General features: G+C 69.8%; 11 protein-coding genes. 9 read left to right on the forward strand and 2 right to left on the reverse strand.

The window, feature by feature from the left end; genetic code table 11:
- The first annotated feature begins 20 nt into the window (after nt 1-20).
- The 7 genes from frr (at nt 21) to FVQ89_RS09255 (ending at nt 5733) form a co-directional block, all read left to right on the forward strand.
- Entirely contained in the window at nt 21-572 is a 552-nt protein-coding gene (gene frr / locus FVQ89_RS09225; RefSeq protein ID WP_147901681.1) for a ribosome recycling factor, read from the forward strand.
- Entirely contained in the window at nt 572-1582 is a 1011-nt protein-coding gene (locus FVQ89_RS09230; RefSeq protein ID WP_147901682.1) for a phosphatidate cytidylyltransferase, read from the forward strand. The genes frr and FVQ89_RS09230 overlap by 1 nt, the downstream gene beginning before the upstream one ends.
- Nucleotides 1583-1608: 26 nt before the next feature.
- On the forward strand, nt 1609-2151 hold the full coding sequence (locus FVQ89_RS09235; protein ID WP_147902396.1) for a DivIVA domain-containing protein: 543 nt from the start codon (nt 1609-1611) through the stop codon (nt 2149-2151).
- 82 nt (nt 2152-2233) lie between these two features.
- On the forward strand, nt 2234-2896 hold the full coding sequence (locus FVQ89_RS09240) for a lytic transglycosylase domain-containing protein (protein WP_255513526.1): 663 nt from the start codon (nt 2234-2236) through the stop codon (nt 2894-2896).
- A gap of 51 nt (nt 2897-2947) precedes the next feature.
- Entirely contained in the window at nt 2948-4705 is a 1758-nt protein-coding gene (locus tag FVQ89_RS09245) for a sodium:proton antiporter (RefSeq protein ID WP_147901683.1), read from the forward strand.
- Nucleotides 4706-4723: 18 nt separating this feature from the next.
- Nucleotides 4724-5023: a hypothetical protein gene (locus FVQ89_RS09250; RefSeq protein WP_147901684.1), complete on the forward strand. Its 300-nt coding sequence runs from the start codon at nt 4724-4726 to the stop codon at nt 5021-5023.
- A complete protein-coding gene (locus tag FVQ89_RS09255) occupies nt 5020-5733 on the forward strand; it encodes an alpha/beta hydrolase (protein ID WP_147901685.1) in 714 nt (237 codons plus the stop codon). Before FVQ89_RS09250 ends, FVQ89_RS09255 begins: the two co-directional genes overlap by 4 nt.
- On the opposite strand, the gene FVQ89_RS09260 is transcribed toward FVQ89_RS09255, so the two are convergent.
- Together FVQ89_RS09260 and FVQ89_RS09270 are read right to left on the reverse strand one after the other, a co-directional pair.
- A complete protein-coding gene (locus FVQ89_RS09260; protein ID WP_147901686.1) occupies nt 5730-6791 on the reverse strand; it encodes an AI-2E family transporter in 1062 nt (353 codons plus the stop codon). The genes FVQ89_RS09255 and FVQ89_RS09260 overlap by 4 nt on opposite strands.
- A 50-nt stretch (nt 6792-6841) precedes the next feature.
- Nucleotides 6842-9058, reverse strand: coding sequence for a hypothetical protein (locus FVQ89_RS09270; RefSeq protein WP_187264982.1), 2217 nt, complete (start codon nt 9056-9058; stop codon nt 6842-6844).
- Between the two features lie 300 nt (nt 9059-9358).
- Here FVQ89_RS09270 and FVQ89_RS09275 point away from each other — a divergent pair, with 300 nt between their 5' ends.
- A complete protein-coding gene (locus tag FVQ89_RS09275) occupies nt 9359-11092 on the forward strand; it encodes a hypothetical protein (RefSeq protein WP_147901687.1) in 1734 nt (577 codons plus the stop codon).
- 4 nt (nt 11093-11096) lie between these two features.
- The gene (locus FVQ89_RS09280; RefSeq protein WP_147901688.1) at nt 11097-12026 is read left to right on the forward strand and encodes a co-chaperone YbbN; all 930 of its coding nucleotides are present in this window, start codon (nt 11097-11099) and stop codon (nt 12024-12026) included.
- Nucleotides 12027-12030: the final 4 nt, after the last annotated feature.

Below are 12030 nucleotides of genomic sequence, written 5' to 3' on the forward strand. Positions count from 1 at the left end.
GCACCGAAGGAGCCACTCCCGTGATCAGTGACGTTCTCGCCGAGGCGAAGGAGAAGATGGGCCGAGCGGTCGAGGTTGCGAAGGACGACTTCGCGACGGTGCGCACCGGCCGCGCCAACCCGGCGCTCTTCCAGAAGATCCTCGTCGACTACTACGGCACCCCGACTCCGCTCGCGCAGCTCGCGAGCCTCCAGAACCCCGAGGCGCGCACTCTCGTCATCACGCCCTACGACAAGTCGGCGCTCAAGGAGATCGAGAAGGCCATCGTCAACTACCCGAACCTCGGGGCGAACCCGAGCAACGACGGCAACATCGTGCGCGTCACGATGCCCGAGCTCACCGAGGAGCGCCGCAAGGAGTACGTGAAGATCGTGCGCCAGAAGGGCGAGGACGCGAAGATCGCGATCCGCAACGTGCGCCGCAAGGCGAAGGACGATCTCGACGCCACGAAGGAGGTCGGCGAGGACGAGATCGCCCGCGCCGAGAAGGAGCTCGACCAGATCACGAAGTCGTACGTCGACGCGATCGACGAGGCTTTGAAGCGCAAGGAAGCCGAGCTTCTCGAGGTCTGATGGACGACGACCCCGGCGCGAGCGCGACGCGGAAGCGCACCGCACGCGAGGAGTTCGAGGTGCGGGCGCAGCAGAGACGCGCCGATCTCGAACAGCATGCTCAGCACGCGCGCGAAGAGTTCGAAGCCCAGGTGCGGCACGCCCGTGATCAGTTCGACGCGACGCAGGAGCGGATCCGAGAACGTACGGGACGCAACCTGCTCGCCGCGATCGCGATCGGCGTGGTCCTCGGCGGCACGCTGCTCGCGAGCCTGCTGTTCTCCACCTGGATCTTCATGCCGTTCGCGGCGGTGTTGCTCGGATTCACGGTGTTCGAACTCGCGACGGCGTTGCGCCATGCGGGCCGGGACGTCCCGCGGGTCGCGTCGATCGTCGTCGGCATCGCCGCCGTACCCGCCGCGTTCTTCTTCCATGTGCCGGGGCTCTGGCTGGCGACTCTGGCCGGGGTGCTCGTCATCACACTCTGGCGGCTCGGCGAGCTCGTCCGTCCCAGCCACCGCGGCTCCGCCCGCGACGTGTTGGCGGATATCGGCGCCGGCCTGTTCGTGCAGCTCTACGTCACCTTCTTCGCGGGCTTCTACGTGGTCCTCGCAGGTGAGGTCGCCAACGGCGGGCAGTGGTGGCTGCTCGCGTCGCTCATCGTGGTCGTCACGACTGACGTCGGTGCGTATGCGAGCGGACTCGCGTTCGGCCGGCATCCGATGGCCCCCAAGATCAGCCCGAAGAAGACCTGGGAGGGCTTCGCGGGGTCGGCGCTCGCGGCGATGACGGCAGGAACTCTGCTCGCCTGGCTGATGCTGGGCCAGCCGTGGTGGGTGGGCACCCTGATGGGTGCCGTGCTGATGCTCGTCGGCACGATGGGCGACCTGATCGAGTCGCTCATCAAGCGCGAGCTGGGCATCAAGGACATCTCGGGGTGGTTGCCCGGTCACGGCGGATTCCTCGACCGGCTCGATTCGATCCTCCCGTCGGCGGCAGTCGCCTACGCGTTCTTCCTGATCTTCCATTGAGCCGTCGGTAGCATGTCGGGGTGAGCATGACCTTTCCCCGGTCCCGCAAGGGGCGCCTCGGCTACGACATCGACGAGGTCGAGGAGTTCCTCGAAGACGCCCGGCGGGCGTACACGGGTGATCAGCCGGGTGAGGTCATCACGGCCGACAGCATCCGCACCACGGCCTTCTCGATGCGCAAGACCGGCTACTCCACCTCCCACGTCGATGCCGCCCTCGAGCGTCTCGAGGACGCGTTCGCCGCACGTGAACGCGAGCGCGAGATTGCCGAGGTCGGAGAAGAGGCCTGGTACGCGACCGCTCGCGAGACCGCGCAGGAGATCCTCGATCGCACCGTCCGCCCGCGCGGCAAGAAGTTCCAGCGAGTGAGCCTGCTGACCCTCGGCTATTCGACGCGCGATGTGGACGCCTTCGCCGATCGCATCGCCGAGTACTTCCAGTCGGGCGGCGAGCTGACCCCCGCCGACGTGCGGACCGTAGCCTTCCGCCCCCAGCGCGGCGGCTACCGCGAGGCGCAGGTCGATCTGCTCCTCGACGTCGTGACGCGGGTCATGCTGTCGGTGCGCTGAACGGCCGCCTACCTGTCGGATCCCCGGGAACCCGCCCCTCGTCCATGACCTTCCCGGAATCCGCCGTTACACTGTCGTTACTGTGAGCGGAATTCGGCGCAGCGGCACCCACGCCGCGACCACTCAGGCGGTGGTTGCGGTGCCCGTGGGCACCCCTCGCCGTGCCCGGAGTCCTCGATTCCACTGGCTTCTGGGCGTGTTCGCCTATCTCGTCTCCACCGGGCTCGTCGCGGTGCTGCTCGTCGAGCCCACGGGCCTCAGTTCCGCCGCCTCTGTCGCGGCATCGGGGGATATCGCCGAGGTCGCGGCGATCGAGGGGCAGGAGCTCCTGGTCGACGACGCGGACGGCGCCGCTCGCGCCCGTGACGAGTTCACCGTGACCGCGAAGCCCGCTCCGGTCCGCCCTGCGGCCGTGAGCGCCCCCGCGGCGGGCACCCCGGATCCCGGATCCGCGAAGGCCATTGCACTCGAGCTGGTGACGGCCCGCGGTTGGTCCTCGGCGGAGTACGACTGCCTCGTCGCGCTCTGGAACAAGGAGTCCGGCTGGAACGTCTACGCGCACAACGCGAGCTCCGGCGCCTACGGCATCCCGCAAGCGGTCCCGGGTAACAAGATGGCCTCCGCCGGGGCAGACTGGGCGACGAGCGCTCGCACCCAGATCGTATGGGGCCTCGGGTATGTGCAGGGACGCTACGGCACGCCCTGCGGTGCCTGGTCGCATTCTCAGATCAAGGGTTGGTACTGAGCCGCTGATCGGCCCCGGACCTGACGGTTCGCTCGCTCGTTACGATCGAGTATGGAATACGCGCTCGTGGCCGTTGCGGGCATCGTCGTCATCGTCGCGGCCGCGGCGTGGGCACCGCGTCTCGGGGTCGCCGCCCCGCTGATCCTGGTGGTCGTGGGCGTCGGCTACAGCCTGATCCCCGGCGTGCCTCCGATCGAGCTCGAGCCTGACGTCATCCTCTACGGGGTGCTGCCGCCCCTGCTGTATGCGGCGGCGATTACCGTGCCCTTCGTCGACTTCCGTCGCAACCTCTCGACGATCACGCTGCTCTCGGTCGTGCTCGTGGTCGCGAGCGCGTTGATCACCGGATTCCTGCTGCACCTGATCCTCCCGGGGCTCGGGCTCGCCGCAGCGATCGCGCTGGGCGCGGTTATCTCGCCGCCGGATGTCGTCGCCGCCACGTCGATCGCCAAGCGGATGGGGCTTCCCGCGCGGCTCGTGTCGATCCTCGAGGGCGAGGGGCTCGTGAACGATGCCACCGCCCTTGTGCTGCTTCGCGCGGCGATCGCCGCCAGCGCCCTCGTGGCTCGCGGAGAGACCTTCGTGGTGTGGAGCGCACTCGGCGACTTCGCCTATGCGCTGTCGGTCGCGGTCGTCATCGGCCTGGTCACGGGCGTCATCGCGGTGTGGGTGCGGCGCAAGCTCGACAACCCCATGCTCGACACGGCGATCTCGTTCGCGGTGCCCTTCATCGCCTTCCTCCCCGCCGAAGAGTTGCACGGCTCGGGTGTGATCTCGGTCGTGGTCGCGGGACTCTACAGCGGCCACCAGAGTGCGAAGGCTCTCACTCCGCAGTCCCGTATCTCGGAGCGCTTCAATTGGCGCACGCTGCAGTTCGTGCTCGAGAACGGGGTCTTCCTGCTGATGGGTGCGCAGATCTCGACGATCATCTCGAACGTGCACGCCGACGACCTCTCGGTCGACAAGGCGATCCTCTTGGGCGTCGTCCTCACGGGTGTGCTGATCGTCGTGCGGTATGCGTTCGTCATCCCGCTCGTGTTCGTCATGCGTGGTCAGGTGCGCAACTTCGACGCGCGCGACTCGATGCTGCAGAAGGCCCTCGAGCGCATGCGGGCGATGGCCGGGATGGGCGAGCGTTTCGAGCGCCGACGGGAGGGGGTCGAGCGGCGCATCGATCGGCGGCGCAACGACCTCGCGCAGCTGCGCGCCGAGGGCCTGGGGCTCCGCGGCGGCGTCATCCTCGGATGGGCGGGTATGCGCGGGGTGGTGACGCTCGCGGCCGCACAGTCGCTTCCGCGATCGACCCCGTACTACGAGCAGCTCGTGCTCATCGCGTTCACGGTCGCGATCTCGACGTTGCTCCTGCAGGGCAGCACCCTGCCGATCCTCATCCGGGCTGTCGGGATCCGTGGAACGGATCGGGCGTCGGATCGCCGCGAGCTCGCAGCGCTGCTCGAAGAGATGTCGGTCGCGGGCATCGCGGTGCTCGACCGCAGCGAGGTCGAGGTCGAGGGCGTGGAGGTGGGTCGCAGTGTCGTCGCGCGAGTTCGGGAGGACACCCTGCTCGCCGTGTCGTCCGCGTGGGAGCGCGCCGAACACGCCGACGAGGAGGACGGCCTGCAGCGCTCGCCCCATCAGCAGTACCGGTCGCTTCGGCGCGAGGTGCTCGCCGCGGAGCGCGACGTTCTGCTCGAGGCCCGTGCCCAGGGCACGTATCCGTCGCGCATCCTTCAACGCGCCCAGTCGCTCCTCGACCTCGAGCAGGCGCGACTGGAGCAGCTCGACACCGGCGGACGCGTCGAGGAGTAGTTCCGTAGACTCGACGGCATGCCCCGATCGCATCGTCCTCGCCGACGGGGCCACGAGGATGAGCCGGAGCCGCTGGACCTGGAGCGCATTCTCGGCGGGGCCCGGCGCACGGAGGCGAAGCGCGACGGAGTCTGGAACGTGCAGCCTCAGAGCGCCGCGAGCGCGGTCAAGGAGTACATCTGCCCCGGATGCGCGCTGGCGATCTCCCCGGGAACACCCCACCTCGTCACGTGGCAGGCGGATGGCATGTTCGGCGACGAGGCTGCGCTCGCCGATCGACGACATTGGCACACCCACTGCTGGAGGATCCGAGCGTGAGCACCCGCATCTCCGGAGGCACCGAACTGCCGGCGTTCCGGGAGGACATCGAGCTGGCGACCGCCGACGGGCTGACCCTCGTGGGCGAGCTCGCTCTGCCGGAGACCGCCGATCCGGTCGCGACGCTCGTCTGCCTGCATCCGCTCCCGACCCACGGCGGCTTCATGGACTCGCACATCATCCGGAAGGCTGCCGCGCGTCTGCCGGCGCTTGCGGAGCTCGCGGTGCTGCGGTTCAACTTCCGCGGGGTCACCTCGCCGCGGGGCACGAGCGAGGGTGAGTTCGGTCACGGCGTCGACGAGCGGCTCGACCTCGCCGCGGCGATGGCGTTCGTCGCCCAGCGCGCGCTCCCCAACCCCTGGCTCGTGGGGTGGTCGTTCGGCACGGAGGTTGCGCTTAAGTACGGCCTCGAGCATCCGATCGAGGGGGCGATTCTGCTCTCACCGCCGCTCCACCGCACCTCGCCGGAGGAGGTGGCCGCGTGGGCGGGCAGCGGCAAGCGCCTCGTCGCGGTGGTTCCCGAGCTCGACGACTACCTGCGCCCCGCGGAAGCGGCCGAGCGTTTCGCTTCCGTGCCCGAGGCGGAGCTCGTCGCGGTCGAGGAGGGCAAGCACCTCTGGGTGGGGGAGAAGCAGACCTACCGCGTGCTCAGCGAGATCGTGCGCCAGGTGAACCCGGAGGCGCTTCCCCTGCCGACGGAGTGGCCCTAGAGCTCGTTCTGACGCGGGATCACGACCTGCTTGATGATCAGCAGGATCGACGCGGCGACGGGGATCGCGACGAGCGCCCCGAGGATGCCGAGCAGTGTGCCTCCCGCGAGGGCGGCGATCACGACGACGACCCCTGGCACCTTCACCGCGCGGTTCATGATGTTGGGGCTCAGCAGGTATGCCTCGAGTTGCATGTATACGAGATACCAGATGCCGACGATGATCACGGCGGGGGAGCCGTTGAAGAGCCACACCGCTGCCGTGATGATGACGGAGCCGGTCACGGTACCCACGAGCGGCACGAGCGAGAACAGGAAGGCGATGAACGCGAGCAGCGCCGTGTACTCGATCGGCGTGCCGAGGATCCACCCGAGCACCGTCATGAAGAGGAGCGTCTGCACGCCGTTGATGGCGCCGAGCGTGCCCTGGCCGATCACGTAGCGGCCGACGGAGGTCGAGATCTGCTCCGAGATGTCGATGAACTTCTCACGCTTGCTCGCCGGGATCAGCTGGTAGAGCGCCCGCTTGATCGAGCCGAGCGAGGCGACGAAGTAGAGCGTGAGGATGAGCACGATGAGGCCGCCGAAGACACCGCTGGCCACCGTGATGACGGTCGCGAAGACTCCCGTGGTGATCGTCTCGATATTGTCCGTGAACCAGTTCTGGACGTTCTTGACGACCTCGGAGTAGTCGAGCCAGGGGAGGGTTGTCTGCCACCATTCCTTGATCGCAGCCTGGTTCGTGAGCGTGTCGATGAGGTTCGGCACCTGCTGGATCAGTGTGCCGACCTGGTCGGCGATCACCGGGATGACGGCGAAGATGAAGCCGGCGAACACGCCGAGGATCACCGCGAGCACGATGAGAATCGCGCCGGACCGTGGGATTTTGCGGCGCTCGAGGAACGACACGGCCGGATCGACGCCGAGCGCGAGGAAGAGGGCCGCACCGACATAGGTGAGGATCGTCGCGAGGGTCGAAAGCCCGGTGCCGATCACGACCGCGACGAGCACGCCGATTCCGCCGAACAAGCCCAGGCGGAATGCGTTCTGGATCTTCATGCCGTCTCCTCCGCGCCCCGCCTGATGCGGGGCGTAGGGAAAGGCTAGCGTCAGGCGTCGGCGGGGGCGTGCGCCTCGCGACGGGTGTTCCCGCTCTCGTCGGCGGCGTCAGCGTCGTCGCCGTCAGCGTCGTCGGCCGCGTCCGCCTCGCCCGCGGGCTCGGTGTCGTCAGCCGACGTCTCCGACGGCTCCGCTGCGGCGTCGTCGCCTGTCTCGTCGAAATCGTCGTCGCCCGGGCCGGGGAAGTCTCCGAGGGCCCCCGACAGACGATCGGCGCCCGCGATGAGCCCGCGCAGGCTCTCGAAGTAGCCGGCGACGGCCTCGCGCTCGACGCGCAGCTGCTGCAGCCGCTCCTCGGCGTCGGCGATCAGCTTCGACGCGCGCTTCTCGGCGTCGTCGACGATGCGCGCGGCCGTGGCCTCGGCGTCGCGCGTGGTCTGCTCGGCGGCGACGCGGGCATCCTCGGTGAGACGCTTGGCCTCGGCGACACCCTCGGTCTCGAGCTGTTCGATCTCCGCACGACGTTCGGCGGCACGGGCGTTCGCCTGCTCGAGCTGGGCGGTGGCCTCGTCGAGGTACTTCTGGGTATCGGCGGCGGCCTCCTGCTGGGTGCTCAGGTACTCCTTCTCGGCCGCGTCCCGGCGAGCGGCGAGCTCGACGTCGAGGTCGGCGCGCGCCTGCTCCGCGTCTGCGGCGAGGCGCGACGCGAGCTCCGAGGTCTCGTGCTCGATCCGGGCACGGCTCGCCTCCTGCTCGGCGGCGATCTCGCTCCGGATGCGGGCGGCATCGCGCTCGGTGTCGGCGCGCAGCTTGTCGGTCTCGACGGAGGCGGTGTGCCGCAGCTGCGCCACCTCCTGCTCCGCCTCGGCGCGTGCGGCGGCGAGCTCGGCCTCGAGGCCCTCACGCGCGGCCTGCTGCTCCGCGGCCCATCCGGATCGCTCGGCCGCCTCCTGGGCTTCCCAGGCGCTGCGTGCGGCGGCGAGATCGGCTTCCTCCGCCGAACGACGCTCGGCGAGCTCGACCTCCACCGACCGGCGAAGCGCCGCGGTCTCGGTGTCGGCGACAGATCGTGCGCCCGCGAGCTCGGTCTCCTGGCGCTCGCGTGCGGCGGCGAGCTCGGCCTCGAGCGTCGCGCGCGCGGCTGCCGTCTCGGCCTCGAGCGCGGCGCGGGCCGTGGCCAGCTCGCTCTCCCACGCGGTTCGCGCGGCCGTGAGCTCGGTCTCGGCAGCCCCGCGCCTCTCGGCCAGGGTCGTGTCGGTCTGGGCGGTGCGCTCGGCGAGCTCGCCGTCGACCGCCGCGCGGCGCTCTGCCAGCTCGGTCTCGAGCGCGGCGCGAGCGGCGGCGGTCTCGGTCTCGAGCGCGGCGCGTGCGGCCGCGGTGTCGGACTCCAGCGCGGAGCGGTCGCGGGCGATGGCGGCGTCGAGTTCTGCCTTCGCCTTGGCGGTCGCGGCGGCGAGTTCGGCGGCGGCGGCCTCGGAATCGATGCGCAGAGCCTCGCGCTTCTCGGCGATCTCGCGTTCGAGGTCGGTCCGGCCCTGTTCCAGGTCCGAGGCGAGTTCTGCTCGCAGGCTGGCGTCTTCGGCGGCGAACTCGGCGCGGCTCCGTTCGGTGTCGCGCGCGAGCGCCGCGGCGGCCTCGCGTGCCTCGGCGACTTCGCGCTGCACGACGACGCGCAGTTCTGCCACCTCGCGCTCGGCCTCGGCCCGCAGTGCGGCGACCTCGCGGCGTCCCGCGGCACGGGTCTCCGCGACCTCCGTCGCCACCGCTCCCCGGATCGCGGATGCCTCCCGCAGGGCCTCCTGCGTGGCCGACTCGGCGTCCTGAGCAGAGCGCGAGACGAGCGACTCGGCCTCCTCGCGAGCACCGGTCAGGATGCGGTCGGCCTGCGCCTGGGCGTCCTCGACCAGCCGCCTCGCGGTGTCCGTGCTGCTCTGACGGAGGGCGTCCGCCTCCTGCTGCACCGAGGTGCGCATGCGCTCGGCGTCGATGTCAGCCTGGGCGATGAGGCGCGTCGACTGCTCCTCCGCCATCCGCAGGGTGCTCTCGAGCTTGGTACCGAGACCCGAGTAGGTGGGGCTGCCGACCTCGTGCAGCTCCGCTTGGAGGTCGTCGGCCAACGCCTGCAGGCGCTTGACCTCTTTGAGGGCCTCGGTGCGGTCACTCGTGGCCTTGATGAGGTCGCGGCGAAGGCTACCGACCTCCTGGTCGACCTCGTCCTTCTTGTAGCCGCGAAGCTCGGTGCTGAAACCCGCGTCGTCTGCCGCCACGTGCGCTCCTCAATCGGGAAGTCGTCGGGACCGACCCGAAGCTACGGGTCGCGGAACCTTCACGAGTGTAATCGGCGCGAGCCGCTTTCGTCGCCCGAAGGGCAGCAGGTGCCGCCTGAGGGAGGTCAGCGTACTCCCAGGCGGCTCCCGGGGGTCGTCCGGGACGCGAGCCGACTCGTCCGCTAATCTTGGGTGTCTTTGCCTGCTGCCTCCTCGCGCCCCCGGCGAGGTCCGATCCGCCGGAGGCGGTGTCGGATTGCGTGGAATTCCCCCGCGGGCGGCTCGAGAGGAGATTCATCCGTGAGATTCGTACTCGCGATCGTGCTGTTCGTCGTCGCTGTGGCGACCGCGGGGCTTGGTGTCGCCCAGCGGACCGTTCTCCAGGGCCCCGACCACATCACGGCGTCTGTGCAACTGGCGGGTGACGCGCCCTTCGTGATCCTCGACGGGTCCGTGTTGAACTCCCATCCCGGCACTCAGATGGTGAAGATCGAGGGCGAAGGCCCCCTCTTCATGGCCTATGGCCGGTCCGACGACATCACCGCGTGGGTCGGCGAGGCGTCTGCGGATGTCATCGGATACGACGCGGATGCGGTCGAGCTGACGGCCGATGCCCGACCGGGCACCGAGGAGGAATCGCCGTCGCCGGCGGGCAGCGACCTCTGGATCCAGGAGTTCAGCGGCGAGGGCGAACTCGTCCGCAACATCAACGTGCCGACCGACGTCTCGGTGCTCATCGCATCCGACGGCACCGCGGCGGCACCCGCTCAGATCTCCGTGACCTGGCCGCTCGACAACTCCACTCCGTGGTCGGGTCCTCTCATCGTCGGCGGGATCGCCATCCTGCTCCTGGGGCTCGTCGCGCTCATCTGGGCTCTCGTCCACGCTCGCCGCCGCCACGGACCCCGGCGCAAGACCCCGAAGATGCCGAAAGCCCCGCGCCCGGCGCAGCTGAAGCCGGCCCCGCGCCGGTCCGCCATCACCGCGGGTGCGGGTGACACGGGTGCGCGAGGTCGCCGTCGTGCCGCGGTCGCCGCGCCGATCGCGCTCGTGGGGGTGCTGGCGTTCACCGCGTGTACCGCCGACGGGGGCGCGGTGCCGAGCGCCACCCCATCCTCAACGGATGCGATCGCGGCGGCCGAGATCGATCCGCCCGTCGTCACCCAGCAGCAGTTCGAGCGCATCGTGTCGCAGGTCTCGTCGGCCGTTGCGAAGGCGGACGAGGCATCCAGCGCCAGGACGGCGGGGACTCGTCTCGCCGGCCCCGCGCTCGAGCTGCGCACCGCGAACTACAAGGCCCGCAAGGAGAACAGCAAGGTGGCGGCGCTGCCCGCCTTCCCCGCGGGCGAGGCTCAGCTGATCCTCCCGCAGCAGCGACACGAGTGGCCCCGTGTGGTCTTCGCGACCATCTCGGGCGACGAGAACGCCGAGTACGGTGCCATGTTCGTGCAGGAGACCCCGCGCTCCGATTACAAGGTGCACTACATCATGCGACTCACGCAGTCGATCCCCGAGGTCGCGCCGGTCGATCTCGGCGCCGCGAGGCTCGCGCCCGACAACAAGCTGCTCGCGTACACGCCCGAGCAGCTCGCCACCGAGTACGGTGACGTCCTTCTGAAGGGCGACGAGTCGGAGTTCGCCACGCACTTCGACGCAGAGAACGACCTGCTCCGGTCGACCTTCGGCGTGGAGTATAAGGAGCAACGCCGCAAGGATCTGCCGACAGCGTCGCTCAAGTTCTCGAGTTCCGTTGGCGACGAGGAGCCCTACGCGTTCGCGACGAACGACACGGGCGCGATCGTCGCTGTCGACCTGCAGGAGACCGAGACGGTCAAGCCGAAGGAGACGGGCGCGGCGATCAACCCGACAGGTGCGGTGAAGGCGCTGTCCGGCAAGCAGACCACCACGAAGGGGATCGCGGCCACGTATGGGATGCAGGTGCTGTTCTACGTGCCGCCTGCGACGGCCGACGATCAGACGGTGCGGGTGCTGGGCTTCACGCAGGGTCTGATCTCCGCGCGCGAAGTAGCGTAGACGCGTGAGCGATCTGTCCCCGTCGAACCTGCGCGGTGCCGTCGACCTGTCCGGACTGGTGAATCGGGCGAACCGCCCCACGCCGTCCCCAGGGGCCGCCCCCGCGTCCGCACCCGCCTCGGGGCTCGTCTTCGACAGCTCCGATGCGGAGTTCCAGAGCGTCCTCGAGCTGTCGGCGCGCGTGCCCGTCGTGGTCGAGTTCATCGCCCCCGGACTCGCCTCGGCGCTCGGCCCGATCGTCGAGTCGTACCAGGGGCGCCTCGTGCTCGCGGTCGTCGACGGGTCGGCGAACCCGCAGCTCGCGCAGGCCTTCCAGGTGCGCGAGGTGCCCGCGGTCGCCGCGGTCGTGGGTGGACGCCCGGTCAACCTCTTCCTCGGCATCCCGTCGGACGCCGAGGTTCGGCAGGTGTTCGACGAGCTGCTCCAGCTCGCCGCCGAGAACGGCGTCACCGGGCGGGTTCCCACCGCGGAGGGGGAGGACGCACCGGACGGCGCTGAGGCCGAGCCCGTCGAGGAGCCATTGCCCCCGCACCACCAGGAGGCGTACGACGCGATCGAGCGGGGCGACTACCCTGCTGCCATCGCCGCCTACCGCTCGGCCCTCGCCGAGAACCCGCGCGACCAGCTCGCCGTGGCGGGGCTCGCGCAGGTCTCGCTCCTCGATCGTCTCTCGGGAGCCGGTGTCGCCGAGATCCGCGATGCGGCGGCGGCGCGTCCCACGGATGTCGACGCACAGCTCGCCGTCGCCGACCTCGATGTCAGCGGCGGTCACCTCGATGACGCGTTCGGACGCCTGCTCGAACTCTTCGCGCAGTCGGCCGCGCCCGAGCGCGACCGGATCCGCGCGCGTCTGCTCGATTACTTCGAGATCGCGGGAGGCGACGACCCTCGCGTCGTGACCGCCCGGCGTTCTCTCGCGACGCTGCTGTACTGAGCCG

It is taken from the genome of Homoserinibacter sp. GY 40078, from assembly GCF_008017545.1.
In the GTDB taxonomy this organism is placed as follows: domain Bacteria; phylum Actinomycetota; class Actinomycetes; order Actinomycetales; family Microbacteriaceae; genus Homoserinibacter.

Coding starts and splice junctions, on each gene's coding strand:
- FVQ89_RS09230 (WP_147901682.1), top strand. CDS start 572: ATGGACGACGACCCCGGCGCGAGCGCGACGCGGAAGCGCACCGCACGC.
- FVQ89_RS09235 (WP_147902396.1), top strand. CDS start 1,609: ATGACCTTTCCCCGGTCCCGCAAGGGGCGCCTCGGCTACGACATCGAC.
- FVQ89_RS09245 (WP_147901683.1), top strand. CDS start 2,948: ATGGAATACGCGCTCGTGGCCGTTGCGGGCATCGTCGTCATCGTCGCG.
- FVQ89_RS09250 (WP_147901684.1), top strand. CDS start 4,724: ATGCCCCGATCGCATCGTCCTCGCCGACGGGGCCACGAGGATGAGCCG.
- FVQ89_RS09260 (WP_147901686.1), bottom strand. CDS start 6,791: ATGAAGATCCAGAACGCATTCCGCCTGGGCTTGTTCGGCGGAATCGGC.